At 65.3% G+C, this 26,176-nt stretch carries 25 protein-coding genes and 3 tRNA genes; 12 read left to right on the forward strand and 16 right to left on the reverse strand.

From position 1 onward, the window contains the following. Positions 1 to 87: 87 nt before the first annotated feature. Positions 88 to 171, reverse strand: a tRNA-Leu gene (locus HD599_RS16385). A 162-nt stretch (positions 172 to 333) separates the two neighbouring features. Here HD599_RS16385 and HD599_RS16390 point away from each other — a divergent pair. The 7 genes from HD599_RS16390 (at position 334) to pknB (ending at position 9,129) form a co-directional block, all read left to right on the forward strand. Then, positions 334 to 1,047 (forward strand): FHA domain-containing protein, encoded by a 714-nt coding sequence (locus HD599_RS16390; protein ID WP_184239578.1) that lies wholly within the window; start codon positions 334 to 336, stop codon positions 1,045 to 1,047. Then, entirely contained in the window at positions 1,044 to 1,565 is a 522-nt protein-coding gene (locus HD599_RS16395) for an FHA domain-containing protein FhaB/FipA (RefSeq protein ID WP_184239580.1), read from the forward strand. The genes HD599_RS16390 and HD599_RS16395 overlap by 4 nt, the downstream gene beginning before the upstream one ends. Positions 1,566 to 1,569: 4 nt before the next feature. Next, positions 1,570 to 2,811: a Stp1/IreP family PP2C-type Ser/Thr phosphatase gene (locus HD599_RS16400; protein ID WP_184239583.1), complete on the forward strand. Its 1,242-nt coding sequence runs from the start codon at positions 1,570 to 1,572 to the stop codon at positions 2,809 to 2,811. Then, entirely contained in the window at positions 2,795 to 4,216 is a 1,422-nt protein-coding gene (locus HD599_RS16405) for an FtsW/RodA/SpoVE family cell cycle protein (protein WP_184239585.1), read from the forward strand. The genes HD599_RS16400 and HD599_RS16405 overlap by 17 nt, the downstream gene beginning before the upstream one ends. Continuing rightward, positions 4,213 to 5,667 carry a penicillin-binding transpeptidase domain-containing protein gene (locus HD599_RS16410; RefSeq protein ID WP_184239588.1) on the forward strand — a complete coding sequence of 485 codons (1,455 nt, stop codon included), beginning with the start codon at positions 4,213 to 4,215 and terminating at the stop codon, positions 5,665 to 5,667. Before HD599_RS16405 ends, HD599_RS16410 begins: the two co-directional genes overlap by 4 nt. Beyond that, positions 5,664 to 7,346, forward strand: coding sequence for a serine/threonine-protein kinase (locus HD599_RS16415; RefSeq protein WP_184239590.1), 1,683 nt, complete (start codon positions 5,664 to 5,666; stop codon positions 7,344 to 7,346). The genes HD599_RS16410 and HD599_RS16415 overlap by 4 nt, the downstream gene beginning before the upstream one ends. Before the next feature lie 70 nt (positions 7,347 to 7,416). Further along, positions 7,417 to 9,129, forward strand: a complete 1,713-nt coding sequence (pknB, locus tag HD599_RS16420; RefSeq protein WP_184239592.1) for a Stk1 family PASTA domain-containing Ser/Thr kinase — start codon at positions 7,417 to 7,419, stop codon at positions 9,127 to 9,129. Positions 9,130 to 9,147: 18 nt separating this feature from the next. Here the strand turns inward: pknB and HD599_RS16425 are convergent, their stop codons facing one another. The 3 genes from HD599_RS16425 to HD599_RS16435 are packed head-to-tail and all read right to left on the reverse strand — an operon-like array spanning position 9,148 to position 10,792. Continuing rightward, a complete protein-coding gene (locus tag HD599_RS16425; RefSeq protein ID WP_184239594.1) occupies positions 9,148 to 9,786 on the reverse strand; it encodes an anthranilate synthase component II in 639 nt (212 codons plus the stop codon). Further along, positions 9,783 to 9,941 (reverse strand): hypothetical protein, encoded by a 159-nt coding sequence (locus HD599_RS16430; protein ID WP_184239597.1) that lies wholly within the window; start codon positions 9,939 to 9,941, stop codon positions 9,783 to 9,785. The genes HD599_RS16425 and HD599_RS16430 overlap by 4 nt, the downstream gene beginning before the upstream one ends. After that, on the reverse strand, positions 9,941 to 10,792 hold the full coding sequence (locus HD599_RS16435; RefSeq protein WP_184239599.1) for a class E sortase: 852 nt from the start codon (positions 10,790 to 10,792) through the stop codon (positions 9,941 to 9,943). The genes HD599_RS16430 and HD599_RS16435 overlap by 1 nt, the downstream gene beginning before the upstream one ends. Positions 10,793 to 10,884: 92 nt before the next feature. Here HD599_RS16435 and HD599_RS16440 point away from each other — a divergent pair, with 92 nt between their 5' ends. Next, the gene (locus HD599_RS16440; protein ID WP_184239601.1) at positions 10,885 to 11,130 is read left to right on the forward strand and encodes a cell division protein CrgA; all 246 of its coding nucleotides are present in this window, start codon (positions 10,885 to 10,887) and stop codon (positions 11,128 to 11,130) included. A gap of 275 nt (positions 11,131 to 11,405) precedes the next feature. On the opposite strand, the gene HD599_RS16445 is transcribed toward HD599_RS16440, so the two are convergent. After that, positions 11,406 to 12,011, reverse strand: coding sequence for a rhomboid family intramembrane serine protease (locus tag HD599_RS16445; RefSeq protein WP_343062122.1), 606 nt, complete (start codon positions 12,009 to 12,011; stop codon positions 11,406 to 11,408). A gap of 242 nt (positions 12,012 to 12,253) precedes the next feature. Continuing rightward, complete coding sequence (locus HD599_RS16450) at positions 12,254 to 12,793, reverse strand: peptidylprolyl isomerase (protein WP_184239605.1); 540 nt, start codon at positions 12,791 to 12,793, stop codon at positions 12,254 to 12,256. A gap of 138 nt (positions 12,794 to 12,931) precedes the next feature. Here HD599_RS16450 and HD599_RS16455 point away from each other — a divergent pair, with 138 nt between their 5' ends. After that, positions 12,932 to 13,594 carry a hypothetical protein gene (locus HD599_RS16455; RefSeq protein ID WP_184239607.1) on the forward strand — a complete coding sequence of 221 codons (663 nt, stop codon included), beginning with the start codon at positions 12,932 to 12,934 and terminating at the stop codon, positions 13,592 to 13,594. 135 nt (positions 13,595 to 13,729) lie between these two features. Here HD599_RS16455 and HD599_RS16460 read toward each other — a convergent pair. The 10 genes from HD599_RS16460 to dnaA all read right to left on the reverse strand — a co-directional run bounded on the left by HD599_RS16460 (position 13,730) and on the right by dnaA (position 24,930). Then, positions 13,730 to 13,802, reverse strand: a tRNA-Ala gene (locus HD599_RS16460). Positions 13,803 to 13,830: 28 nt separating this feature from the next. Continuing rightward, positions 13,831 to 13,907 (reverse strand) — tRNA-Ile (locus HD599_RS16465). 69 nt (positions 13,908 to 13,976) lie between these two features. Then, on the reverse strand, positions 13,977 to 14,384 hold the full coding sequence (locus HD599_RS16470; RefSeq protein ID WP_184239609.1) for a DUF3566 domain-containing protein: 408 nt from the start codon (positions 14,382 to 14,384) through the stop codon (positions 13,977 to 13,979). Then, positions 14,377 to 16,974, reverse strand: coding sequence for a DNA gyrase subunit A (gyrA, locus tag HD599_RS16475; RefSeq protein WP_184239611.1), 2,598 nt, complete (start codon positions 16,972 to 16,974; stop codon positions 14,377 to 14,379). The genes HD599_RS16470 and gyrA overlap by 8 nt, the downstream gene beginning before the upstream one ends. Positions 16,975 to 17,074: 100 nt before the next feature. Continuing rightward, the gene (gene gyrB / locus HD599_RS16480) at positions 17,075 to 19,165 is read right to left on the reverse strand and encodes a DNA topoisomerase (ATP-hydrolyzing) subunit B (RefSeq protein WP_246376215.1); all 2,091 of its coding nucleotides are present in this window, start codon (positions 19,163 to 19,165) and stop codon (positions 17,075 to 17,077) included. A gap of 165 nt (positions 19,166 to 19,330) precedes the next feature. Then, positions 19,331 to 19,834 (reverse strand): DciA family protein, encoded by a 504-nt coding sequence (locus HD599_RS16485; protein ID WP_184239613.1) that lies wholly within the window; start codon positions 19,832 to 19,834, stop codon positions 19,331 to 19,333. Next, positions 19,831 to 21,021, reverse strand: coding sequence for a DNA replication/repair protein RecF (recF, locus tag HD599_RS16490; protein WP_184239615.1), 1,191 nt, complete (start codon positions 21,019 to 21,021; stop codon positions 19,831 to 19,833). The genes HD599_RS16485 and recF overlap by 4 nt, the downstream gene beginning before the upstream one ends. Before the next feature lie 14 nt (positions 21,022 to 21,035). After that, on the reverse strand, positions 21,036 to 21,923 hold the full coding sequence (gene gnd, locus HD599_RS16495; protein ID WP_184239617.1) for a phosphogluconate dehydrogenase (NAD(+)-dependent, decarboxylating): 888 nt from the start codon (positions 21,921 to 21,923) through the stop codon (positions 21,036 to 21,038). 71 nt (positions 21,924 to 21,994) lie between these two features. After that, complete coding sequence (gene dnaN, locus HD599_RS16500) at positions 21,995 to 23,140, reverse strand: DNA polymerase III subunit beta (protein WP_184239619.1); 1,146 nt, start codon at positions 23,138 to 23,140, stop codon at positions 21,995 to 21,997. 368 nt (positions 23,141 to 23,508) lie between these two features. Further along, entirely contained in the window at positions 23,509 to 24,930 is a 1,422-nt protein-coding gene (dnaA, locus tag HD599_RS16505; protein ID WP_184239621.1) for a chromosomal replication initiator protein DnaA, read from the reverse strand. A gap of 292 nt (positions 24,931 to 25,222) precedes the next feature. Between dnaA and rpmH the strand changes: the two genes are divergently transcribed. The 3 genes from rpmH to yidD all read left to right on the forward strand — a co-directional run bounded on the left by rpmH (position 25,223) and on the right by yidD (position 26,176). Beyond that, positions 25,223 to 25,360: a 50S ribosomal protein L34 gene (gene rpmH / locus HD599_RS16510; protein ID WP_184239624.1), complete on the forward strand. Its 138-nt coding sequence runs from the start codon at positions 25,223 to 25,225 to the stop codon at positions 25,358 to 25,360. Between the two features lie 151 nt (positions 25,361 to 25,511). Continuing rightward, entirely contained in the window at positions 25,512 to 25,868 is a 357-nt protein-coding gene (rnpA, locus tag HD599_RS16515; RefSeq protein ID WP_184239626.1) for a ribonuclease P protein component, read from the forward strand. A gap of 8 nt (positions 25,869 to 25,876) precedes the next feature. Beyond that, positions 25,877 to 26,176, forward strand: coding sequence for a membrane protein insertion efficiency factor YidD (gene yidD, locus HD599_RS16520; protein ID WP_246376216.1), 300 nt, complete (start codon positions 25,877 to 25,879; stop codon positions 26,174 to 26,176).

The raw sequence follows: 26,176 nt of genomic DNA on the forward strand, positions 1-26,176 counted from the left end.
GCAAAAGGCCCCCGGTTTCCCGGGGGCCTTTTCGTTTTGTTGGAGTTTTGCAAACCATTTGAGCTAGTTATGCAATTGACCCACCTGTGCGCGAGGGGGGACTTGAACCCCCACGTCGTTTCCAACACACGGACCTGAACCGTGCGCGTCTACCAATTCCGCCACTCGCGCCAACTCAGCGAGATTATCACAGTGCGGGGCCTCCCCCGTGCCGCATCATCCGATAGAGGCATGCGCGAGTCATCCCCCGGGCCCAAAAATGCGGGTGTTCGCGGCTACTCACAACCCCACCGGCTAACATCGACGTATTCAGCGGGTTGAAAAGAGGAATTCTTGGGGCTATTAGACAGCTTCGAACGAGGTCTTGAGCGGGCAGTCAACGGTGCCTTCGCCAAGACCTTCAAGAGCGGCGTCCAGCCCGTGGAGATCACGAGCGCGCTCCGCCGCGAACTCGACACCAAAGCGGCGATCGTTGCCCGCGACCGCATCCTCGTGCCCAACAAGTTCACCGTGCGACTCGCGCCGATGGACTACGACCGCATGGCGAGCATCGGACCCGCTCTCATCGACGAGCTCACCCAGCTCGTGCAGCGCCACGCCGCCGCCCAGCACTACTCGTTCTCCGGCCCGATCTCGATCAGCCTCGAGGCCGTCCAGGGCCAGAGCGAGGGAATCATCGAAGTCGTCTCGGTGAACGTCAAGGGAACTGTCGAGTGGACTCCGGTCCTCGATATCGGCGGCAAGCGTCATCCCATCACCAAATCACGCACCATCATCGGGCGTGGCTCCGACGCCGACATCACCGTCGACGACTCGAGCATTTCGCGCAAGCACGTCGAGGTTCTGTGGGACGGCAAGCGGGCCGAGGTCAACGACCTGGGCTCGACCAACGGCTCCCTGCTCAACGGCGCCCGCGTCGACAAGGCACGTCTCGATCCCGACTCGGTCATCGACATCGGCCGCACCCACATCGTCTTCCGCGTCGTCGCGAGTGCCACCAATGACCAGTACTCTGATCTCGGCAGCGACAGGGGCGGGCAACGATGACCAGTGAACTCACGCTCTTTGTGCTCAAAGTGGCCTTCCTCGGCCTGATGTGGGCGTTCGTCTTCGCCGTCGTCTACGCACTGCGCACCGACCTGTTCGGCCAGAAGGTACGAAAACTGCCGGCGAGCGTGGATGCCGCGGCTCCCGTCATCGCGACGGCCGCCCCGGTCGTCGCGGCGACTCCCGCGCCGACGCGCTCCCCGAACGCGTCCGCCGCGAGTTCCTCGGGCGCATCGCGACTCGTCATCACCGGCGGCGCGAAGGAGGGCCTCGAGATCGCCCTGCCGAGCGAACAGCTCACCATCGGCCGCTCGAGCGATTCCGGCCTCGTCATCCGCGACGACTACACGTCGACGCACCACGCACGCCTGCTCAACTGGAACGAGGGCTGGGTCATCCAAGACCTAGACTCGACGAATGGCACCTACCTCGATGGAACGCGGGTAATCGTGCCCACGCAGGTCCCGTTGAACACCCCGGTGAAAATCGGCACGACCAGCTTCGAACTCCGGCGGTAACCCGGTGGCTCCCGGCAACAGCGCCGCGGTCTCCCACGTAGGGAAGATCCGCGCGAACAATCAGGACAGCGGCTATGCCGGCGAGTTCCTGTTTGTCGTTGCCGACGGCATGGGCGGCCACGCGGGCGGCGACGTCGCCTCCGCGATCGCGGTGAAGCGCATCATCGAGACCGACCACCACTACACCTCGGGCACCGACGCCGAGTTCGCGCTGCATACCGCGCTCACCGCGGCGAATGCGCAGCTGGCCGGGACCGTGTTCGACCACTCCGAACTCACCGGCATGGGCACCACCGTCAGCGGCCTGATGCTGGTCAACGGCCAGGTCGTCATCGCCCACATCGGCGACTCGCGCATCTACCTGCTGCGCGACGGCGAGCTCAGCCAGGTCACCGCGGACCACACCTTCGTGCAGCGCCTCGTCGACAGCGGCCGCATCACCGAGGAAGAGGCTGCGGTCCACCCGCGTCGCTCCGTGCTGATGCGCGTTCTCGGCGACGTCGACGCGACGCCCGAGATCGACACCTCGATCATGGCGACCCAGCCGGGCGACCGCTGGCTGCTCTGCTCCGACGGTCTCTCGAGCTACGTCTCGCACGACAAGATCCTGCACACCCTGATGGCGAACACCGAGGCGCAGGCCGCGGCCGACCGTCTCGTGAAAGACGCGCTCGACCAGGGCGCCCCCGACAACGTCACCGTGGTGCTGGTCGACATCGACGAGTCGGGCGTCTCGGCGCACGTGCCGCCGGTCACCGTCGGTTCCGCCGCCAGCCCGCTCGTGTTCGACGGCGACGTGGCGAAGAAGCCGCTGCGCCTGCCCGCGCTGCTGCTGCACCCGCTCAAGGTGACCAAGCCCGACGACAGCCACTTCGAGCCCGAGTCGGACGGCTACCTCGACGAGCTCATCCTCGAAGACCGCCGCCGCGCGAAACGCCGCCGCATCACCTGGCTCGTCGGCCTCATCCTCGTCGTGGTCGCCGTCGTCGGCGGCACCGTCGCGGCCTACCAGTGGACGCAGACGCGGTTCTACGTCGGCTCGAACCAGGGCAACGTGGCGATCTTCCGCGGCGTGCAGCAGGGCGTCGGGCCGATCAGCCTCTCCTCCGTCTACCGCACCACCACGATCGACATCGACGACCTGCCGGATTACTCGCGCTCCACCGTCGAAGCCACGATCAACGCCTCCGACCTCAGCGATGCCGAGCGCATCGTGGAGCAGCTGTCCAATGTCAGCGACCAATAGCCTCCCCGACGCGGTGACCACTCCCGCCGCCGCGCAGAACGCCACGTTCACTGGCAACATCCGCCTCAAACTGCGGGTGCCCGCCAAGCTGCGCAATCTCGAGTTCCTGCTGCTGGTGATCGCGAGCGGCATCAACGCCGCCGCGATCTACCTCGTGCAGCTCGGCGCCCTCGAGGCCGTCGACTCGACCGTCCTCACGCTCACCCTCGGTCTCACCGTCCTGGTGTTCGCCTTCCACTTCACGATGCGGGTCGTGGCACCCGACGCCGACCCGTTCATCCTGCCGATCGTCACGGTGCTCAACGGCATCGGCGTCGCCATGATCTACCGCATCGACATCGCCAAAAACCTCAGCGGCTGGGAGGCGGCGGGCGTACGCCAGATCGTCTGGACCGCGATCGCCATCGCCCTCGCGATCACCGTCATCATCGTCGTGCGCAACCACCGCGTGCTGCAGCGCTACCGCTTCGTCGCGATGTTCACCGGCATCGCCCTGCTCCTGCTCCCGCTGCTCCCGTTCATCGGGTCGGAGAAGTTCGGCGCACGCATCTGGATCGACATCGGCCCGTTCAGCTTCCAGCCCGGCGAGCTCGGCAAGATCGCCCTGGCGATATTCTTCGCCGGCTACCTGGTCAGCGCCCGCGACTCGCTCTCGATGGTCGGCACCAAGGTGCTGGGCATGACCTTCCCGCGCGCCCGCGACCTCGGCCCGATCCTCATCGTGTTCGTCGCCTCGATGGGCGTGCTCATCTTCCAGCGCGACCTCGGCACCTCGCTGCTGTACTTCGGCCTGTTCCTCGTCATGATCTACGTCGCGACCGGCCGCGCCAGCTGGATCATCCTCGGCCTCACCCTGTTCTTCGGCGGCGCCCTCGTCGCCAGCCAGACGCTGAGCTACGTCAACGGCCGATTCGCCGCCTGGCTCGACGCGTTCAACCCCGACATCTACGCCCAGACCGGCGGCAGCTACCAGCTGGTGCAGGGCCTCTTCGGCCTCGCCAACGGCGGCCTCATCGGCACCGGCCTCGGCCAGGGCCGCCCCAACATCGTGCCCCTCGCCGAGAGCGACTACATCATCGCCAGCCTCGGCGAAGAGCTCGGCCTGATCGGGCTGTTCGCGATCCTCGCGCTCTACCTGCTCTTCGTCTCCCGCGGGTTCCGCATCGGCTTCGCCGGGCAGGACGACTTCGGCCGCCTCCTCGGGATCGGTCTCGCCTTCGTCATCGCCCTCCAGGTGTTCATCGTCGTCGGCGGCGTCACCCGGGTGATCCCGCTGACCGGTCTGACCACGCCGTTCCTCGCGGCCGGCGGTTCGTCTCTCGTCGCCAACTGGATCATCGCCGCGCTCCTCCTGCGCCTCTCCGACACCGTTCGCCACCAACCGAGAGTGGTGATTGAGCAGTGAACAAAGAACTCAAGCGCATCAGCATCGTCGTGCTGCTCATGTTCGTCGCCCTGTTCGCGTCGAGCAGCGTCATCCAGGTCGTCGCTGCCGACGATCTCCGTGTCGACTCCCGCAACGTGCGCACGCTCTACGACAGCTTCTCCGCCCAGCGCGGCCCGATCCTCGTCGACGGCGTCCCGATCGCCGAGTCGGTCGCGGTCGACGACAACTTCTCCTACCTGCGCGTCTACGCCAACGGCCCGCTCTACGCCGCCGCGACCGGGTACTTCACCCTCAACCAGGGCAACACCGGCGTCGAGGGCGCGCTCAACGACTACCTCAGCGGCACGTCGAACGCGCAGTTCTTCGACCAGGTGAACCGCATCCTCACCGGACAGTCGCCCAAGGGCGACGCTGTCGAACTCACCCTCGACCCGGTCGTGCAGCAGGTGGCGTGGGACTCCCTCGGCGACAATGCGGGATCGGTCGTCGCGCTCAACCCGAAGACCGGCGCCATCATCGCGATGGTCTCGAAGGCGTCGTACGACCCCAACCTGCTCGCCGTGCACGACACCACCGAGGTGCTGAATGCGTACGACGCGCTCATCGACGACCCGGCCAATCCGCTGTACAACCGCGCCATCGCCGGCGACCTCTACACGCCCGGCTCGGTGTTCAAGCTCGTCGTCGCGGCCGCGGCGATCGACAGCGGCAAGTACACGCCCGATACCGAGTTCCCGAACCCGGTCACGTTCACCCTGCCCGGCACCAGCTCGGTCATCACCAACTCCGAGGGCGGCACCTGCGGCGGCACCGAGACCGTCACGATCGCCACCGCCCTGCGCCTCTCGTGCAACATCCCGTTCGCCCAGCTCGGCGCCTCGCTCGGCTACGACGCGATCGAGAAGAAGGCGGCCGAGTTCGGCTTCGGCTCGAGCATCGACATCCCGATGGCCACCACCCCCAGCGTCTACCCCGAGACCGAGAGCGACGCCCAGACCATGCTCTCCGCGTTCGGGCAGGCGAGCGTGCGGGTCACACCCCTCCAGATCGCCATGGTCAGCGCAGCTATCGCGAACGACGGCGTGCTCATGCAGCCGACGCTGATCGAGAGCGTCCTCGCGCCTGACCTGACCGTGCGTGAAGAGCTCCAGCCCACCGTGTTGAACACCCCGATGACGAGCGGAACGGCCCAGACTTTGACAGAGATGATGGTCAACGGCGTATCGAACGGGGTTGCCAGTAATGCGAGAATTAGCGGAGTCGACGTGGCCGGCAAGACCGGCACGGCGGAGAACGGCACAGGCGAGCCGTACACCCTCTGGTTCACCGGATTTGCTCCCGCAGCGGACCCCGAGGTGGTCGTCGCAGTCGTGGTCGAGAACGGCGGCGGTCGCGGCCAGTCCGGTTTCGGAAATTCAGTCGCAGCTCCAATTGCAAAAAACGTACTAGAGGCGGTGCTAAACAAATGAGACCCACCAGTGGCCTCACCTTCGGGGGCAGATACCAACTTTCCAGTCGCGTTGCGATTGGCGGAATGGGAGAGGTCTGGCAAGCGACAGACCTCGTGATCGGGCGTACCGTCGCGATCAAGATCCTCAAGGACGAATACCTCGGGGATCCCGGTTTCCTCGAGCGCTTCCGTGCGGAAGCCCGACACGCGGCACTCGTCAATCACGAGGGCATCGCCAACGTCTTCGACTACGGCGAGGAGGACGGCAGCGCCTACCTCGTGATGGAGCTGGTCCCCGGAGAGGCGCTCAGCGCCATCCTCGAGCGCGAACGGGTGCTCTCCACCGACCGCGTGCTCGACATCGTCGCGCAGACCGCCAACGCGCTCTCCGCCGCCCACGCCGCCGGCCTCGTGCACCGCGACATCAAGCCGGGCAACCTGCTGATCACCCCCGACGGCCGCGTAAAGATCACCGACTTCGGCATCGCCCGCATCGCCGACCAGGTGCCGCTCACCGCGACCGGCCAGGTCATGGGCACCGTGCAGTACCTCTCGCCCGAACAGGCGAGCGGCCGCTCGGCATCGCCGACCACCGATATCTACTCGCTGGGCATCGTCGCGTACGAGTCCCTCGCCGGCCGCCGGCCGTTCACGGGAGAATCGCAGGTCGCGATCGCGATGGCGCAGATCAACGAGACCCCGCCCGAGCTCCCGATCACCATCTCGGAGCCGGTTCGCAACCTCGTCTACGCCTGCATCGCCAAGAACCCCGCCGACCGTCCCTCGTCGGCAGCCCACCTCGCCCGCGCGGCGCAAGCGCTGCGCCGTGGCGACATCAGCGCCGCGGCCCAGGCCGTTCCAGGCATCCTCGGCGCGGGCTCGCTCGCTGCCACCGCCGGAGCCAACTACGGCCAGAACACGGCCATGGCCACGCAACTGCTCAGCCCGCCGACCGCCGCGACCGCGGCACCGGCCGAGGAAGAGCCGCAGAGGCGTAACCCGTGGCTGTGGCCCCTCATCGCGATCGTCTCGGTCCTCGCCGTCATCCTCGTCGTCGTCATCGTGGCCCTCGTGCTGCCTCCCGCCGACGAAGAGGCCACGCCGACCCCGACCGTGAGCCAGTCGGCCAGCCCGACGCCGTCGGCGACCCCCTCAGCATCGCCGACGCCGTCGCCGACGCCGACGGTGGACGCCATCGTGATCAACGAGGACGACTTCCTCGGCATCAGTGTCGAGACCGCCCGCCGCAACATCGAAGGCCTCGGTCTGAGGATGACGGAGGTGCCGGGTGACCCGGCCCCCGACAGCACGCAGGTCGGTCTCTCCTACGCGGTCAGCCCCACCGGCCCGGTCGAGCCCAACCAGATGATCTCGGTCACCTTCTACACCGCGGTCCCGACCGCGCCGCAGCCGTCCGCCGTCACCGGCGACGCCACGGGCGTGTCCGGCGAGACCGCGACCGTACAGTGGTCGACCTACGCCGGCTGCCCCTCCGGGTTCACGCTCACCGGGTACAGCTTCACGCTGACCAACGCCACGGTGAGCAGTTCCGCGAACCCCGTTCTCGGCCCCGACGCGACGAGCCTCACCATCCGCCTCGGCACCGCCGGCACCCCGGCGACCGTCAGCTACATGGTCTCGTGCGGCGAGCTGCAGTCGCCGGTATCGCCCGCGTTCTCGATCGCGGTCACCGAGTAGCCCAGACTCGCCACCGGCCACCGGGTACACTGGCAAGGAAATTCTGCGAATCCACAACGGGAGATTGTTCGTGACAGAAGGCGTTGCTCAGAGCGTGCGCCTGCTTGCCGGCAGGTACCAGGTTGGCGACCTTCTCGGACGCGGCGGCATGGCCGACGTCCACGTCGGAACCGACTCCCGCCTGGGCCGCCGCGTCGCGATCAAGCTGCTCAAGCCGACCCTCGCGACCGAACCCGCCTTCCGCAGCCGCTTCCGCCGCGAGGCGCAGGAGGCCGCGAAGATGGCACACCCCACCATCGTGCGCATCTTCGACGCGGGCGAGGAGACGATCACCGACGAGACCGGCGCCGAGATCCAGCTGCCGTTCATCATCATGGAGTTCGTCGACGGCCGTCTGCTCAAGGACCTCATCGCCGAGGGCCCGATCGACCCCGCCGAAGCCGTGCGCATCATCTCGCAGGTGCTCACCGCGCTCGAGTACTCGCACCGTGCCGGCGTCGTCCACCGCGACGTGAAGCCCGGCAACATCATGGTGACCGCCAACGGCGGCGTGAAGGTCATGGACTTCGGCATCGCCCGCGCCATCTCCGACTCGTCGGCGAGCATCGCCGAGACCAGCACCATCGTCGGCACCGCCCAGTACTTCTCCCCCGAGCAGGCCCGCGGCGAAGCGGTCGACGCGCGCACCGACCTCTACTCCACCGGCATCGTGCTCTTCGAGATGCTCACCGGGCGCGCACCGTTCATCGGCGAGAACCCGGTCGCGGTCGCGTACCAGCACGTCAACCAGCAGCCCCTGCCGCCGAGCGCGTGGACCCCGCGGGTCTCGCCCGCCCTCGACGCCGTCGTGCTGCGCGCCATGGCGAAGGACCGCTTCGAGCGCTTCCAGACCGCCGGCGAGTTCCGTATCGACGCCGAGACCGCGGCAGCGGGCGCGATCCCCGTCAAGAAGACCGCCCACGCGGGCGAATTCAACTCCACACTGTTCGGGGTCAACCCGAACTCGTCCACCGGGCCCGAGGCCACGTTCCGACAGCTGAACGTCGACCAGAACGACCGCATCCCGCGCACGCAGAGCCGGCCTCCCGTCGCCTGGATCTGGGGCGGCATCACCGTGCTCGTCGTGATGATCGTCGCGCTCGGAGTCTGGGTGCACGACATCACGTCGACTTCCACGAGCTACACGCAGAACGTGGCGATCTCCGTTCCCGACATCGTGGGCAAGAGCTACGAAGAAGGAGCGGCCTTGCTGACCGACGGCAAGCTCGTCCCGTCGCGCATCGACGAACCCAGCAGCGACTTCGCGGCCGGGGTGGTCATCCGCACCGATCCCGAGTCCGGCGTCACCGTGGCTCCCGACCAGGACATCACCGTCTACGTCTCGAGCGGCGCGCGGGCGATCGGCGTCCCGGCGATCGTCGGCGTCGCCGAGTCCGACGCCGCGGCGGCGCTCGTGGCCGCCGGACTCACCGTCGGCTCGTCCACCCAGGACTACTCGCCCACCGTCGCGAAGGGCGCGGTCATCTCCGCCGACCCCGCGCCCGGCACCGAGCTCCCCGAGGGCACCGCCGTCACTCTGGTCATCTCCAACGGCATGGTGAACGTCCCCGACGTGACCCGGCAGACCATCGCCGCCGCACAACCGACTCTCGAGGCTCTGCAGCTGACCGTTCAGTACGAGTCCGACTACGGCTGCAGCGGCAACTCGATCTCGGGCCAGTCGATCGTCGGCGACCAGCCGCAGAAGAGCACCATCACGCTGCGCAACTGCGCCCGCCCGTAAGATCCGGTCGGCCGGCGATCAGGCCAGCGTCACCAGGGGTGTGAGTCCCTTGGCGGCTTCGGCGGCCTCCGGCAGTCCGGCTGTGGCGAGCCAGTTGCCCACCATGCGGTAGCCGCCCTCGGTGAGCACGGACTCCGGGTGGAACTGCACGCCGAAGATCGGCAGCTCGGTGTGACGCACGCCCATGATGACGCCGCCCGCCGTGCGCGAGGTCACCACGAGCTCGCTCGGCACCGTGTCGTCGACGATCGCCAGCGAGTGGTACCGCGTCGCGCGGAACGGCTGCGGCACTCCGTCGTAGAAGCCGCTGTCGTCGTGCTCGATGAGGGAGGTCTTGCCGTGCATCAGCTCGTCGGCGTGGGTCACGGTCGCGCCCATGGCCTCGGCGATCGCCTGATGTCCGAGGCACACGCCGAAGAGCGGCTGCCCGGTCTCCATCACGGCCTTCACAATCGGGATCGAGACCCCCGCGGCCGCCGGTGTTCCGGGGCCCGGTGAGAGCAGCACGGCGTCGTAGTCGGCAATGTAGCCGGCCGCGTCATCCACACTGAAGGCATCGTTGCGTACGACGTCGGTCTCGGCGCCCAGCTGCAGCAGGTACCCGTTCAACGTGTAGACGAAGCTGTCGTAGTTGTCGATCACGAGGATTCTGGTCATTCGCCTACAGTCACTTCCGGGGGGACAAAGAGTTCGTTGACGGCGGGGAAGACCCACACCACCAGCGCCGCGAGGATCGCGGCGACGAGTACGACGGCGAGCACGATCCGCAGCCAGAGCGGACCGGGCAGCAAGCGCCAGAGGGCTGCGTACATCAGTTGCCTCCGGCCTTTACGAGTGTCGCGATTTCGGCCGGCGGCCCGTCTGCACGGGGATACCAGCTGTCGAAAACACCGTACGCGATGATCCGCTCGGCCGCAGAATAATACGGGTGGCAGCTGGTCATCGTGATGATGCGGTCCGTCGACGCCATGCCGGCCATCTGCGGTACCTCGTCGAGCACCCCGACTCCCGTGGGTCGCACGTACTCGGTGCCGCGGTAGACGTATTTGTACCAGCCGTCCTGGGTCTCGACGAAGATGCTGTCGCCGACGACCAGGGTGTTGATGTCGTGGAACGGTGCACCGTAGGTGGTGCGGTGCGCCGCGACGGCGAAGTTTCCCACCTCGCCGGGCATCTGGGTGTCGGGGTAGTGGCCGACGCCGGCCTTACGGTCGTTGATCACGTCGCCGCCGACGCCCTGGGCAATCGAGCGGCGGTAGTCGGCGCCGAACCGCGGCACGATGATGTTCGCGAAACTCTCCGCGGGGTCGGGCGTCGCGAGGACGACGGGCTCGGCTGCGGAGCCGGGAGCGCCGGTCGCCGTCGGGTCCGGGACGGGCGTCGCCGCCGGGTCTGCCGTCGCCGTGGGCGAGGGGGTGGATGTCGCGGCCGGCTCGGTCGCCGGAGAGCTCTCCCACTGCTCGGCCAGCTCGTTCGCGGCCGAGGTCTGCTCCGCCCCGACGATGATGTCGTTGAGCCAGACCTGCCAGCCGAGGAACAGCAGGACCAACACGCCTGCGGTCATGAGCAATTCGCCGAGGACGCCGATCACGCTCAGGCGGCGACGTCGGCGGCGAGGGCGCAGCAACGGCGCGTCGGCCCCCGCCCCCTCGATCTCGCTCATGGGTCGATTCTACGGGCCAGTCCCGGCGCCACTGCCGGGGTGTCAAGGGGTCTCACAACGTTCGGTACCCGTTTCAGGATAAGATTTTCGCCATGGCCCGCAGTGAACGAACCAAGTCCGACCGCCCCGTCGAGGCACGCCCCGGCGAGCAGGCCCCGAACCCGGTGTGGTTCAAGCCGATCATGTTCGGATTTATGCTGATCGGCCTGATCTGGATCATCGTCTTCTACGTCAGCGGCGCCACTCAGCTGCCCATCCCCGACCTCGGCTCCGGCAACATCCTGGTCGGCTTCGGCATCATGTTCGTCGGCTTCCTCATGACGACCCGCTGGCGCTGATTTCTTCACCTCTGGCTGTTCACCTCCGGGGCGCTGAGTCGCCCGGCACGATCGTGGTCCATCGCGGCATCCGCGGTCCAGAAGGCTAACTACACCGCTGTAATTATCCCCACTGTGGACAGCATTGTGGATAACTTTCTAAGCCGGTTACGCGCCGCATGTGGATAACTCTCATTGCGGGTTACGACTGAAGCGCCATATGACCGTCAATGCCGGTTACCGGGGGTCATTCACAACTTACTAAGAGGGTTACCCACAGCGTGTGGATAACTTTCTTAGAGGGTTACCGCGGCGATCGTGACGGCGACGAGAGCCACGGCGATACCGGCGACGGCGGCGATCTGTGCGCCCTTCTGCCGGGGTCTGCGAGTGGCCAGGTAGACGGCTGCGACGCCGGCGCCGACGATCAGGCCGCCGAGGTGCGCCTGCCAGGCGACGTTCGGCACGACGAAGCCGATGACCAGGTTGAGGCCGATCACGATGACCAGCTGCATGTTGTTCCCGCCGAGACGGCGCTGGATCACGAAAAACGCTCCGAGCAGCCCGAAGATGGCACCCGAGGCTCCCACGACGACCGCGCCGGGGGCGAGCAGCAGCACGGCGACCGAGCCGCCGAACGCGGCCAGCAGGTAGAGCGCGAGGAAGCGCCAGCGTCCGACGAGATTCTCGATGATCGGTCCGAAGATGAACAGCGAGTACATGTTGAACAGGATGTGCAGAATCGACGTCGGCGAGTGCAGGAAGGCCGACGTGATCATCCGCCACGGCTCCACAGCGGTGAACGGCGGGTAGTACGCCAACGCCTGGTAGACGACGCCCTGCGTTACCCACTCGAGCAGGTAGAGCAGCACGTTGATACCGATGAGGGTGTACGACACCACCGCCACACCGCTGGTGGGCCGAAGCGACGAACGGATCCGCGTGACGGCGGCCGGCTTCGTGCGGGGGGCGCTCTGTCGCGCCTCCCTCACACACTCGGGGCAGTGCACCCCGACAGCAGCCTGCGTCTGGCATTCCGAACAGACTGTGCGCCCGCACCGCTGGCAGAGGATGAAACTCTGCCGGTCAGGATGCCGGTAGCAGAAGTTGTCCGGATTCCGGGCGGTATCCGTCACTGGTCGGACTACGCCTGGTCGACGGTGATGCTCTCAATGACGACGTCACTGAGGGGCTTGTCGCCGGAGTTCGTCGGGACGGCCTCGATCGCGTCGACGACGCGCTTCGACTCGTCGTCGGCGACGAGGCCGAAGATGGTGTGCTTGCCCTGCAGCCACTGGGTCGGAACCGTCGTGATGAAGAACTGCGAACCGTTGGTTCCCTTGCCGCCGCGCGTGCCGGCGTTCGCCATGGCGAGGACATAGGGCTCGTTGAAGTTGAGCTCGGGGTGGATCTCGTCGTCGAACTCGTAGCCGGGGCCGCCGATGCCCTGGCCGAGCGGGTCGCCGCCCTGGAGCATGAACTGCTTGATGATGCGGTGGAAGATGACACCGTCGTAGAGCTTGTCGGTCGAGACCTTGCCCGTGGCGGGGTGCGTCCACTCCTTGGTACCGGTCGCAAGGCCGACGAAGTTGTCGACGGTCTTGGGGGCGTGGTTACCGAGGAGGTTCACCTTGATGACGCCGAGGTTGGTCGTGATGGTAGCAACAGCTGTATGCAAAGACATGGTGCTAATTCTTACATAGCGCCACTCTCGATTGTCCGTTAGTGCACAGCCCGCTCCCAGTCCTAGCCGTTTCGCTCGGTAGAGTGGCGTGACAAGATTGAAAGTGTTCGCTGCACAACACCGACGGAGGTTTTTTCAATGGGACTGTCACGGAAGCGGCAGCGAGAATTCACTCGCCTGAAGAAGCAGGCCGAGGAATTGTTGCAGAGCCAGAAGGATGTACTGGAGCACGCCAGCGGCGTTGTGAAGGAAGCCGGCCACCAGGCCGCAAACTACGCGCGCGAAGAGGTAAGCCCGCGCGTCAAGGACACGTACGAGGCGAAACTCCAGCCCGTCGTCAACTCGGGAGTCACCGCCACCCGGTCGGTCGCCACCCACACCAAGGACAAGATCGTCGACGACGTGCTTCCCGCCGTCTCGTCTGCTCTCGCATCGGCTATCGCCGTTCTCGAGGCCGCCAAGAACCCCCAGGTTCGGGATGCCGTCAAGCACTTCTCGAAGAACGCCGACGAGGTCACCAAGCGCGTCTCGAAGGGTGCGGACAAGCTCTCGAAGACGGCCGACAAGTTCGGTAAGAACGTGGCGAAGAACGCGACCCAGTTCGGCACGAAGGTCGGCGTGGTCCAGCCCAAGAAGAGCAGCGGCCCCGGCAAGTACATCCTCATCGGCCTCGCCGTCGTGGCTGTCGCCGGAGTCGGCTACGCCGTGTGGCAGACGCTCCGCGCGGACGACGACCTCTGGATCGACGACGAGACCGACACGTCGGGCGACACCGTCGCCGCAGACGCCGTAGGCGCCTAGTCACACCCGCTGTACCGACGAGAGCCCGCTTCGGCGGGCTCTCGTTCGTTAACCCCCAGCGGGTTGAGCCTGCGCCGTGGCCCCGAGAAACGAAAAGACCGACGCTCGAAGACGTCGGCCGAGAAGAAGAACCTGTGGAGCCTAGGAGAATCGAACTCCTGACCTCCTGCTTGCAAAGCAGGCGCTCTACCAATTGAGCTAAGGCCCCTTGCGGGAAGACACGCTGTCAACGTGCTTGGTGGGGATACCGGGATTTGAACCTGGGACCTCTTCATTATCAGTGAAGCGCTCTAACCAACTGAGCTATACCCCCGCGGGCAGATACGAGAGTACCGCACCTGCGCCAAGATACCCAATCGAGCACCGAAGTGCCCGGGCGGGCTTAGTTATTGGTGAAACCGACGAGCAATCCTCCGGTGATGCGCACGCTGAAGTTGTACAGCACGCTCGTGATCGCGCCGAGCGCGGTACCCACGATGATGTTGAGGATCGCCACGACGACGGCGAACAGGGAGACCTGGGCCAGGTTGAACGTGTCGGTGATGCTGAAGTTGTCGTCGCCGAGAATCTCGGAGAGCGTCGCGTCCAGCGTCGAGAAGATGTTGGTCGACTGCAGCACGAGGTAGATCAGAATCGTCGCCACGACGAGCACGATGCCGAGCGACACCGCCACGAGGAAGGACAGCTTGACCGTCGACCAGAAGTCGATGTAGACGAGCTTCAGGCGGACCTGCTTGGTTGCTACGGGGCGCTGCGACTTGCGCTGCAGCTTTTCGGCGACGCTACTCATCTACTGACTCGTCCTCTCCAGTGACAACGGGTTCCGCGGTGATTTCTCCCGCCGGAGCCTCGCCATCCTGATTAACTAGGTTGCGTTCGCTGTTCTTCGCAAGCGCGATAATTCTGTCATCCTCGGCGAAACGGGCGAAAACGACGCCCATTGTGTCCCTGCCCTTGGCGGGAACCTCGGCCACGGAGGAGCGTACCACCTTGCCGCTGGCAAGAACCACAAGCACCTCGTCGTCGTCGGAGACGATCAGTGCGCCCGCGAGATCGCCCCGGGCGTCCTGCAGCTTCGCCACCTTGATGCCGAGGCCGCCACGGCCCTGCACGCGGTACTCGTCGGTGGAGGTGCGCTTGGCGAAGCCGCCCTCGGTCACCACGAACACGTAGCCGGCGTCGGTGACGACGCTTGCGGAGAGCAGTTCGTCTCCCTCGCGGAAGTCCATGCCCTTCACACCGGAGGTGGAGCGGCCCATGGGGCGCAGCGCCGAGTCGGAAGCGGTGAAGCGGATCGACATGCCCTTGTGCGAGACGAGCAGCACGTCCTGGTGGTCGTCGACGAGCATGGCCGAGACCAGTTCGTCTTCGTCGCGCAGGTTGATCGCGATGATGCCGCCGGAACGGTTGGTGTCGTACTCGCTCAGTGCGGTCTTCTTGACGAGGCCGCGGCGGGTGGCGAGCACGAGGTACTTCGCGGCCGCGTAGTCGGGGATGTCGAGGATCTGGGCGATCTCTTCACCCGGCTGCAGCGCGAGCAGGTTGGCGACGTGCTGGCCCTTGGCGTCGCGCCCGGCCTCCTGCAGCTCGTACGCCTTCGCGCGGTAGACGCGGCCCGTGTTGGTGAAGAACAGCAGCCAGTGGTGCGTCGTCGTGACGAAGAAGTGCTCCACGACGTCATCCGCCCGCAATTGGGCGCCCTTGACGCCCTTGCCGCCGCGGTGCTGGCTGCGGTAGTTGTCGCTGCGGGTGCGCTTGACGTAGCCGCCGCGGGTCACGGTGACCACCATCTCCTCTTCGGGGATGAGGTCTTCCATGCTCATGTCGCCGTCGAAGCCGAACATGATCTCGGTGCGGCGATCGTCGCCGAAGCGGGCGACGAGCTCGGTGAGCTCCTCGCTGACGATCTCGCGCTGGCGGGCCGGCGTCGCGAGGATGTGGTGGTACTCCGCGATCTTGGCTTCCCACTCGGCGGCCTCGTCGACGATCTTCTGTCGTTCGAGGGCGGCCAGGCGGCGAAGCTGCATGTCGAGGATGGCGCGTGCCTGCAGCTCGTCGATGGTGAGCAGTTCCATCAGTCCATCGCGGGCGGTCTCGGTGTCGGCGCTGCGGCGGATGAGGGCGATGACCTCGTCCAGGGCGTCGAGCGCCTTGAGGTAGGCGCGCAGGATGTGCATGCGCTCTTCGGCCTTCTTGAGGCGGAAGGTGGTGCGGCGGACGATGACGTCGACCTGGTGGTCGATCCAGTGCGTGATGAAGCCGTCGATCGGCAGGGTGCGCGGAATGCCGTCGACGATCGCGAGCATGTTCGCGCCGAAGTTGTCCTGCAGTTGGGTGTGCTTGTAGAGGTTGTTCAGCACGACCTTGGCCACGGCGTCGCGCTTGAGCACGATCACGAGGCGCTGGCCGGTGCGGCCGGAGGTCTCGTCGCGGATGTCGGCGATGCCGGCGATCTTGCCTTCCTTGACGAGCTCGGCGATCTTCAGCGCGAGGTTGTCGGGGTTGACCTGGTACGGCAGTTCGGTGACGACGAGGCAGGTGCGGCCCTGGAGCTCTTCGACGTTGACCACGGCGCGCATCGTGATGGAGCCGCGGCCCGTGCGGTACGCGTCCTGGATGCCCTTGACGCCGAGGATCTGCGCGCCGGTCGGGAAGTCCGGTCCCTTGATGCGCTGCATCAGCGCCTCGAGCAGCTCCTCGCGGGGCGCCTCGGGGTTCTCGAGAGCCCAGAGGGCGCCGGAAGCGACCTCGCGCAGGTTGTGCGGCGGGATGTTCGTGGCCATACCGACGGCGATACCGACCGAGCCGTTGACCAGCAGGTTCGGGAAGCGCGCGGGGAGCACAACGGGCTCCTGCGTCTTTCCGTCGTAGTTGGGGACGAAGTCGACGGTCTCCTCGTCGATGTCGCGCACCATCTCCATGGCGAGCGGGGCCATCTTGGTCTCGGTGTACCGAGGGGCGGCCGCGCCGTCGTTGCCGGCGGAACCGAAGTTGCCTTGGCCGAGCGCGAGCGGGTAACGGAGGCTCCACGGCTGCACGAGTCGCACGAGTGCGTCGTAGATCGACGAGTCGCCGTGCGGATGGAACTGGCCCATGACCTCGCCGACGACGCGGGTGCACTTGTTGAAGCCCTTGTCGGGACGGTAGCCGCCGTCGTACATCGCGTAGATCACGCGGCGGTGCACGGGCTTGAGGCCGTCGCGCACCTCGGGCAGAGCGCGCCCGACGATGACGCTCATCGCGTAGTCGAGGTACGAGCGCTGCATCTCGAGCTGCAGGTCGACCTGATCGACCTTGTCGTGACGCGTGTCGACGACCGCGTTCTCGAAGGTGGGTTCGTCGGCGCCGGTGCCGTCTGTGGGTTCTGTTACGTCAGCCATGATTCAAAAATTCCAGTCATTTCGCGGATTGAGCCTGTCGAAATCTCACGTCGCTACACGCTGGCGAGGTCTCGACAAGCTCGACCAGCGATGATTTGTTCTAGATGTCGAGGAAGCGCACGTCTTTGGCGTTGCGCTGGATGAAGTTCCGTCGCGATTCGACGTCTTCTCCCATGAGAGTGGAGAAGATCTCGTCGGCGGCGGCCGCGTCATCCAGAGTCACCTGCAGCAGTGTGCGGGTGGCGGGGTCCATCGTGGTCTCCCACAGCTCGCTGTAGTCCATCTCGCCGAGACCCTTGTAGCGCTGGATGCCGTTCTCCTTCGGGATGCGCTTGCCGGCGGCGAGGCCGACCTCGAGCATTCCGTCGCGTTCGCGGTCGCTGTACACGAACTGGTGCTCGGCGTTGGTCCACTTGAGGCGGTAGAGCGGCGGCTGGGCGAGGTACACATAGCCGTGGTCGATCAGCGGGCGCATGTAGCGGAAGAGCAGCGTGAGCAGCAGGGTGGTGATGTGCTGGCCGTCGACGTCGGCATCGGCCATCAGCACGATCTTGTGGTAGCGCACCTTTTCGGGGTCGAAGTCCTCGCCGATGCCCGCGCCGAACGCGGTGATCATGGCCTGGACCTCGGCGTTGCCGAGCGCGCGGTCGAGGCGCGCCTTCTCCACGTTGAGGATCTTGCCGCGCAAGGGCAGGATCGCCTGGAACTGCGGGTCGCGGCCCTGCACGGCGGAACCGCCGGCCGAGTCGCCCTCCACGATGTAGATCTCGCTGAGCGAGGGGTCCTTTGAGGAGCAGTCGCGCAGCTTGCCGGGCATGCCGCCCGACTCGAGGAGTCCCTTACGGCGGGTCTGCTCGCGCGCCTTGCGGGCGGCGAGCCGCGCCTGCGACGCCTGGATCGCCTTGCGGATCACGTCGCGCGCCTGCGTGGGGTTGCGGTCGAACCAGTCGCCGAGCTGCTGGCCGGCCACGCGCTGCACGAACGCCTTCGCCTCGGTGTTGCCGAGCTTGGTCTTGGTCTGGCCCTCGAACTGCGGTTCGGCGAGCTTGACCGAGATGACCGCGGTGAGCCCCTCGCGCACATCGTCGCCGGAGAGGTTCTCGTCCTTCTCCTTGATGATGCCCTTCTCACGCGCGTACCGGTTGACGAGCGTCGTCAGCGCGGCGCGGAAGCCCTCTTCGTGGGTACCGCCCTCGTGGGTGTTGATCGTGTTGGCGTAGGTGTGCACGCTCTCGGTGTACGCGCTGGTCCACTGCATCGCGACCTCGAGCGAGATCTTGCGGTCGTGGTCTTCCGACTCGAACGCGATCACGTCGGGGTGGATGAGCTCGGCCTTCTTCGCCTTGTTCAGGTACTCGACGTAGTCGACGAGACCCTTCTCGTACATGTAGCTCTCGACGACCTCTTCTTCGCCACGCTCGTCGATGAGCGTGATGCGCAGTCCCTTGTTGAGGAACGCCATCTGCTGGAAGCGCGCGCGGAGGGTCTCGTAGTCGAACTCGACGGTCTCGAACGTCTCGGCGCTCGGCCAGAAGGTCTGCTGGGTCCCGGTCTCGTCGGTCGCCTCGCCCTTGACCAGCGGCGCGGTGGGTACACCGTTGACGAAGCTCATGCGCCAGACGTGGCCCTGGCGGCGGACCTCGGTGTCGACGCGGCTTGAGAGCGCGTTCACCACGGAGATACCGACGCCGTGCAGTCCGCCCGAGACCGAGTAACCGCCGCCGCCGAATTTTCCGCCGGCGTGGAGGATCGTCATAACGACCTCGACGGTGGACTTCTGCTCCTGCTTGTTGATGTCGACCGGGATGCCGCGGCCGTTGTCGCGCGTTCGGATGCCGCCGTCCTTGAGCATCGTGACGGTGATCAGATCGCAGTGGCCGGCGAGTGCCTCGTCGACGGAGTTGTCGACGACCTCGTAGACGAGGTGGTGGAGGCCGCGGGGACCGGTCGATCCGATGTACATACCGGGACGCTTGCGCACGGCTTCGAGGCCCTCGAGGATCTGGATCTGATCCGCGCCGTAGCTCTCGTCGTTCGCGCTGCTGGTCAGTGCGTCCGAAACAGCCGGTGCGTCCGAAGATGCGGGCGCGTCCGAAGAAACAGGTGCATCTGATGGTTCGATCGCATCCGGTGAGATTTGCGGTTCTGCTTGGCCGTCGTCGTTCTGGTTTTCACCGGGAATCGTCGCCATCTGAAATTGTGCTCCTGCCGCGTCTGTTGATCACGCCATCCGAGTTTATGGTCCCGGTGTGGGACGCACTCGACGGCCTCTTAAGTCTACCAAACGAACTCTCGCGACGGGGGCTGGCAGCCCTCCTGCGCCTCTTATTCTGCGAGGGTGACCAGTTTTGCCTAGTTAGCCGTAGGTATCGCGTGGGCCACGGCCTGGAATTGATCTGGGGCCGCGTTTCCACGACGGGGCGTTCGGCCCTTCAAAGCGCACCGACTGGATCTTCGCATCCGGGTACCGCAGCGCGATGTGCGTCGTGATCTGGGTACGCATCAGCCGCAGCTGCGTCGCCCAGGCCGTCGAATCGCACTGCACGGTCAACACGCCGTCCTCGATGCCGGTCGGCGTGGAGTGCTCGGCGGTCTCGGAACCGGCGATGTCGACCCACGCGGCGATGAGCTCCGACTGGGCGAGCGGGGACGTCCAGCCCATCGTGCTGGTGAGGCCCGCGATCGCCTCGGACAGGCCGAGCGGGTCGCGGCCGGCGCCGAACGGCACGCTCGCGCCATCCACCCGCTTCTCACGCTTTTTGGCGTCGTTCGACTTGAACGTGCCGGTTCCGAACAGGCTGCGGAACCTCAGGTAGACCGCGCGGGCCTCGTCGTTCTCGCGATCGGGGGGTTTCGTCATGACTCCTCGCCGTCGGTTGTGGGTTCTGCTTCCACGATACGTCCGGACTTGATCCGGACGATATGGCCGGCGAGGGCGTCGGGCACGTCGTCGAGCACGGCCGCGGTGATCAAGACCTGTTCGAAACCATGGATGGCGCTGGCCAGACGACCGCGTCGGGATTCGTCGAGCTCGGCGAACACGTCGTCGAGGATCAGGACGGGGTCGCCCATCACCGATTCGCGGCGGAGTACCGCGGCGGCGGCGAGTTTCAGCGAGAGCGCGAACGACCACGATTCGCCGTGGCTCGCATACCCGCGAGCGGGCAGATCGTTGAGCTCGAGCATGAGGTCGTCGCGGTGGGGTCCCGCGAGGGTGATGCCCCGGTCGACCTCTCCGCGCCGAAGGCGTGCGAGCGCCGCGCGAAAATTTTTTGCGATTTCTTCACGTTCGAGCGCCCCTGCACGCACCGCCGACTGCTCGATCGTGGCCTCGTCGCTCGTGTCGTTGGCGAGGATGCTGAGGTAGCTGGCCATCGAGGCGTGGTGGTCGGCGCCGGCGATCGCCGCGTACGCCCGGGTGACCTCGGGAAGCAGGTCCGCGATCAGCGCGCTGCGGGCCTGGATGATCTCGGAGCCGAACTCGACGAGCCGTTCGTCCCAGATCTCGAGCGTAGATAGTTGGTTTTCGCGCAGACCGGACGCCCGGGCCGACTTGAGCAGAGAGTTGCGCTGTTTGAGCACGCGCTCGTAGTCGACCATCACCCCGCCGAGGCGGGGATTGCGTTGCACGAGCAGCTCGTCCATAAACCGGCGGCGACCCGAGGGTTCGCCGCGCACGAGGGCGAGGTCTTCCGGCGCGAACAGGATGCTCGAGAAGTACCGCGGCAGGTCGCGGGTCTTGATCGCCGAGCGGTTGATCTGCGCGCGGTTGGCGCCGGTGCGGTTGATCTGCACCTCGGCCAGTACCTGCCGCTCACCGTTTTCGAGCCGGGCACGCACGATCGCGGCATCCTGACCCGCCCGGATCATCGCGTGGTCGCTCGATACGCGATGCGAGCCGAGCGTGCTCAGGTAGCCGAGCGCTTCGACCAGGTTGGTCTTACCCTGCCCGTTGCTGCCGACGAAGACGTTCGCGCCCGCCACCATCCCAACATCAACGGTTTCGTAGTTACGAAAGTCGGTGAGGTTGAGATGGGTGACGATCACGGGCGGGGTGGGACTTAGTCCGCCTTGCGGACGGAGTGTCCACCGAACTGGTTGCGGAGTGCGGCGACGGCCTTCATCGAGGGCGAGTCACCCTGGCGTGAGACGAAGCGCGCGAAGATCGCGGCGCTGATGGTGGGGACGGGGACGGCGTTGTTGAGCGCCTCTTCGACGGTCCAACGACCCTCGCCCGAGTCCTCGACGTAGCCCTCGATCTCCTTGAATTCCGGATCTTCCTTGAGCGCCTTGACCAGGAGCTCGAGCAGCCAGGAACGCACGACGGTTCCCCGCTGCCACGCCTCGAAGGTGCCGGTGACGTCCTTGATGATGTCCTTGCGCGAGTCGAGGAGCTCGTAGCCCTCGGCCCATGCCTGCATGAGCGCGTACTCGATGCCGTTGTGCACCATCTTGGCGTAGTGGCCCGCGCCGATTTCGCCGGTGTGCACGAAGCCCTCGGCGCGCGGTCCCTCCGGACGGAGTGCGTCGAAGATCGGCATGGCGCGCTCCACGTCGGCCGCGTTGCCGCCGACCATGAGGCCATAGCCGTTCTCGAGGCCCCAGACGCCGCCGGAAACACCGGCGTCGACGTAGTTGATGCCCTTCTCGGCGAGCAGTGCCGAGTGCTTGAAGTCCTCGGTGAAGCGCGAGTTGCCGCCCTCGATGACCAGGTCACCTTCGGACAGTACGGCGGAGAGCTCGGTGATGACGCTCGTGGTGATAGCGCCGGACGGCACCATCACCCAGACCACGCGCGGGGCGGGAAGTGCTGCGGCGAGGTCGGCGAGGCTCGCGACGTCCGACACGGCGGGGTTGGGGTCGTAGCCCGTGACCTCGATGTCGCCCTTGCGGAGGCGAGCACGCATGTTGTTGCCCATCTTGCCGAGTCCAATGAGCCCAATATGCATAGCGAATCCTTTGTACGAGTTGTGGTGTGGGTTAAAAAAATTTGGTTCTGAAAATCGCTGTTTCGCGACGATCAGCGCAGCAGCAGGTTCGGCTGCAGCAGGTACTTGTAGTTGTCGGCGCCGGCCTGGTCTTTGGACGACTGGCTCGTAATGAGCACGGGTCCCGGCTTGTTCGGGTTGTCGGTCTTGGTGAACGAGATGCGCACGAACTCCGAATGCACCGCGCCGAGTCCGTCGAGCAGGAAGGCCGGCTTGAGCGAGACGACGGTGTCGACACCGGTGAGGAACGCGTCGATGGTCTCGGATGCCTGGGCCTGCTCGGAGCCGATGGCCTCGAGCGTGAGTCCGTCGACGGAGAACGAGAAACGCAGGGCGGCCTCGCGCTCGAGCACGAGCGAGACGCGGCGCACGGCTTCGATGAGTTCGGCGGTGTTGATCACGGCGTAGTTGTCGACGACCTCGGGGAAGAGGCGCTTGACCGGAGGGAAGTTGCCCTTGATCAGCAACGACGTCACGGTCTTCTTATCCGCCTGGAACGCGATGAGCTCGCGCTCGTCGCTCGACGTGATGGCCACGGAGATCGAACCGCTGTGCCCGAACGTTTTGCCGATCTCGAGCAGGGTGCGCGCGGGTACCAGCGCGGTGATGACGTCGGTGACCGATTCGTCGGCGGTCCACTCGATCTCGCGGACCGCGACGCGGTAGCGGTCGGTGGCGATGAGCGAGAGCTTGTTGTCGCTGATCTCGAGCTGCACGCCGGTGATGACCGGGGTGACGTCGTCGCGCGAAGCAGCAACTGCGACCTGCGACACCGCATTGGCGAAGAGTTCGGCCGGCAGGAATCCGGACTGCTCGGACACCTGGGGCAGGGTCGGATATTCCTCGACCGGCATGCTCAAGAGGGTGAAGTGCGCGGAACCACAGGACACCGTGATGCGGCCCTCTTCGGTGGCGAAGGTGACGGGTGCGTTCGGGAGTCGGCTCGCGATGTCGGCGAGGAGCCGTCCCGAGACGAGCACGCGACCGGGATCGGTGACCTCGGCGGCGATTTCGGTCTGCGACGAGACCTCGTAGTCGAACGACGACAGCGTCAGCCCGGATTCGGCGGCTTCGATCAGGATTCCACTCAGAATCGGCAGGGTGGTGCGCTGAGGAAGCAACTTCACGGCGAACGAGACTGCCTCACTGAAGACGTCGCGATTTACCTGGAACTTCACGGAGTAACCCCTGTCACTGGTGGATGGTGGTGTGGCCGGTTAATACTGGCACAGGCCGAACGGCCGGGATGCGGCCTGGACCCCAAGGTTATCTCTCGCTAACCAATAGGAATTTAAAAGAACAACAGTGTTAACCGCTGTGCGAACTGTGAGTAACTACAAGAATTCCGCGGCACGACTGGAAACTACACGAGTGTGAGTTGTTGAGGGACTGTGGAATTAACCGACAAGTTTTGTCACTACTCCGAAACCCTGTCACGGCAGTTTCCACAGAAACGTGTAATTCGCCAACATCCTTTCCGGCGAGTTTCCACAGTTATCCACAGGCATTTCATACTGTGTGAAAACTAGCGATTTCGCGTCAACGCTCAGTTCTTGCCGAAGCGGTGGTTCTGCTTGATGCGGCTGGTGAGCTCGGTGACCTGGTTGTAGATCGAGCGTCGTTCCTTCATCAGCTCGGTGATCTTCTTGTTCGCGTACATCACCGTGGTGTGGTCGCGGTTGCCGAACAGCTGGCCGATCTTGGGCAGCGACAGGTTCGTCATCTCGCGGCAGAGGTACATCGCGATCTGCCGTGCGGTCGCCACGGCCTGCGACCTCGACGAGCCGTAGAGGTCGTCGACCGTGAGCTTGAAGTACTCCGCGGTGTGGTTGATGATGTCGACCGGCGCGATCACATTGTCGTCGTCGAGCGTGATGAGGTCCTTCAGTACCGTCTGCACCAGGGCCAGATCGACCGGCTGGCGGTTGAGGCTGGCAAACGCGGTGACGCGGATGAGGGTTCCCTCGAGCTCGCGGATGTTCGACGAGACCTTCGACGCCATGTACTCGAGGATCTCGTTGTCGACCTGCAGCTTCTCGCTCTGCGCCTTCTTGCGCAGAATCGCGATGCGGGTCTCGAGGTCGGGCGCCTGCACGTCGGTGATCAGGCCCCACTCGAAACGCGATCGCATGCGGTCTTCGAAACCGGTGAGGGCTTTGGGTGGCAGATCGCTGGTGATGACCACCTGCTTGTTGTGGTCGTGCAGCGTATTGAAGGTGTGGAAGAAGGCCTCCTGTGTGGAGTCCTTCCCCTGGAGGAACTGGATGTCGTCGATCAGCAGGATGTCGATCTCGCGGTACCGCGACTGGAACACGCTCGACCTGTTGTTGGCGATCGAGTTGATGAAGTCGTTGGTGAATTCTTCCGAGCTGACATACCGAACACGGATGCCGGGATAGAGGCTTTCGGCATAGTGGCCGATCGCGTGCAGAAGGTGGGTCTTGCCCAGACCCGAGTCACCGTAGATGAAGAGGGGGTTGTACGCCTTGGCCGGCGCTTCCGCCACGGCGACGGCCGCGGCATGCGCGAACCGGTTGGATCCGCCGATGACGAAGTTGTCGAAGTTGTACTTGGGGTTGAGACGCGAGTCCGAGCGACGGCCGGGAGTCGAGTCGGCGGGAGACGGCACCATCGCCGGCTCGATGTAGGCGGCCTGCTCCCCCATCGGTGCATCCTGCTCGAGAGAGTCGTGCTGGATGTCGGGGTTGACCACGATCGCGAAATTCGTGACTTCCTGGTCTTCGCTCAGTCCGGCGATGGCATTGAGCAGGGGAAGGCGGATGCGCTGTTCGAGCATTCCGCGGGTGAGTTCGTTCGGTACCTCTAGGTAGAGGGTGCCGGCCATAACGCCCTTGGGTTCGACGAGGCTGATGAAACCGAGGAGCTGCGGAGTGATTCTCTCGTCGGACGTGAGTCTGGTGAGAACCGATTTCCATATCTCGGTGGTGCTGTCAGCTGTTTCCGCCATGCGAATGTGTTTCCTACAATCAAAAAGTTATTCACAGAGTTATCCACTGATGTGCTAACCGCTGCGCGTCGGTGATTTACCGGTTCTGCCCCGAAGAATGGCTGAGCTTCACACCTTAGTTCGTACCCCTGTGCACTCACCAACCCCAAGTTATCCAGATGTGGATAACCTTGAACTACCACCTCAGGTTTGACCCCGACGGATTAACGCCGTAGTTTTAACCAGTTGACTTCTGCCTTCGGGCCAAACCTCGTCTTTCCGGCCTTCAGAGCTGGGCTTTGGAGATACCACTATGAGCAAGAGAACTTTCCAGCCGAACGTACGCAAGCGCGCCAAGGTGCACGGCTTCCGTCTTCGTATGCGCACCCGTGCCGGTCGCGCGATCCTGGGCGCTCGTCGCCGCAAGGGTCGCACCGAGCTTTCCGCGTAGCACTTTCCACAGCAGCCCGCCGTGTCCCGTTCCTCGACGACGCGTGTCTTTCAGACGCGTGATCGTTCGACACGGGCACGAGCGGGCTTCTGTCGTTCCCGGATGTGCGCGTCAGACTCGGATCCGACCATCGGCTTCCCTGGCGGCATCCGTGCTCGCTAAGGAAAACCGCGTACTGAGTGCCGCCGATTTCAAATCGGCGGTGCGCCGGGGCAAGCGTGTTTACAGCCCGCACGCGGTGATCTACCTGACGAAGCCCGAAGCCGAAGCACCCACCCGGTTCGGATTCATCGTGGGGAAGAACGTGGGCGGGGCAGTCCAGCGCAATCTGGTGCGACGCCGGCTCCGATCCATCGCGCGCGAGCTGCTGCCGGACGCCGGCGAGGGTCGTGATGTCGTCGTGCGGGCACTGCCAGGCGTTGATCAACTGCCCTGGGATACCCTGCAGTCGGAGATCGCGGTCGCGATCGACGGGGCGAAATCGCGGAACGGGAGTGAACGACGATGAATCGGACGATGTCGTTCGTGTGGCTCGCGCCCCGCAACCTCTGCGTGATCATCCTCCGCGTGTACCGCGCGGTGATCTCCCCCCTGTACGGCGATGTCTGCCGGTACTACCCCTCGTGCTCCTCTTACACTCTGCAGGCAATCCAGCATCACGGCGTCGTCCGCGGGATCTGGCTCGGAACGAAGCGCATCGCGCGCTGCCATCCGTGGGCCGCCGGCGGCGTCGACGACGTTCCCGTACGACCGACCGAGCGGTACTCGGTAACTGACTTCGGTTTTGTTTATGCACATAGCCATGGAAAGGGCTGA

The sequence above is a fragment of the Conyzicola lurida genome (assembly GCF_014204935.1).
Classification (GTDB): Bacteria; Actinomycetota; Actinomycetes; order Actinomycetales; family Microbacteriaceae; genus Conyzicola; species Conyzicola lurida.

What these genes read in the sequence shown, in the direction of transcription:
- HD599_RS16395 (WP_184239580.1), top strand. Translation starts at nt 1,044, where the DNA reads ATGACCAGTGAACTCACGCTCTTTGTGCTCAAAGTGGCCTTCCTCGGC.
- HD599_RS16405 (WP_184239585.1), top strand. Translation starts at nt 2,795, where the DNA reads ATGTCAGCGACCAATAGCCTCCCCGACGCGGTGACCACTCCCGCCGCC.
- HD599_RS16415 (WP_184239590.1), top strand. Translation starts at nt 5,664, where the DNA reads ATGAGACCCACCAGTGGCCTCACCTTCGGGGGCAGATACCAACTTTCC.
- HD599_RS16425 (WP_184239594.1), bottom strand. Translation starts at nt 9,786, where the DNA reads ATGACCAGAATCCTCGTGATCGACAACTACGACAGCTTCGTCTACACG.
- HD599_RS16430 (WP_184239597.1), bottom strand. Translation starts at nt 9,941, where the DNA reads ATGTACGCAGCCCTCTGGCGCTTGCTGCCCGGTCCGCTCTGGCTGCGG.
- HD599_RS16435 (WP_184239599.1), bottom strand. Translation starts at nt 10,792, where the DNA reads ATGAGCGAGATCGAGGGGGCGGGGGCCGACGCGCCGTTGCTGCGCCCT.
- HD599_RS16440 (WP_184239601.1), top strand. Translation starts at nt 10,885, where the DNA reads ATGGCCCGCAGTGAACGAACCAAGTCCGACCGCCCCGTCGAGGCACGC.
- HD599_RS16450 (WP_184239605.1), bottom strand. Translation starts at nt 12,793, where the DNA reads ATGTCTTTGCATACAGCTGTTGCTACCATCACGACCAACCTCGGCGTC.
- HD599_RS16455 (WP_184239607.1), top strand. Translation starts at nt 12,932, where the DNA reads ATGGGACTGTCACGGAAGCGGCAGCGAGAATTCACTCGCCTGAAGAAG.
- HD599_RS16470 (WP_184239609.1), bottom strand. Translation starts at nt 14,384, where the DNA reads ATGAGTAGCGTCGCCGAAAAGCTGCAGCGCAAGTCGCAGCGCCCCGTA.
- gyrA (WP_184239611.1), bottom strand. Translation starts at nt 16,974, where the DNA reads ATGGCTGACGTAACAGAACCCACAGACGGCACCGGCGCCGACGAACCC.
- gyrB (WP_246376215.1), bottom strand. Translation starts at nt 19,165, where the DNA reads ATGGCGACGATTCCCGGTGAAAACCAGAACGACGACGGCCAAGCAGAA.
- HD599_RS16485 (WP_184239613.1), bottom strand. Translation starts at nt 19,834, where the DNA reads ATGACGAAACCCCCCGATCGCGAGAACGACGAGGCCCGCGCGGTCTAC.
- gnd (WP_184239617.1), bottom strand. Translation starts at nt 21,923, where the DNA reads ATGCATATTGGGCTCATTGGACTCGGCAAGATGGGCAACAACATGCGT.
- dnaA (WP_184239621.1), bottom strand. Translation starts at nt 24,930, where the DNA reads ATGGCGGAAACAGCTGACAGCACCACCGAGATATGGAAATCGGTTCTC.
- rpmH (WP_184239624.1), top strand. Translation starts at nt 25,223, where the DNA reads ATGAGCAAGAGAACTTTCCAGCCGAACGTACGCAAGCGCGCCAAGGTG.
- yidD (WP_246376216.1), top strand. Translation starts at nt 25,877, where the DNA reads ATGTCGTTCGTGTGGCTCGCGCCCCGCAACCTCTGCGTGATCATCCTC.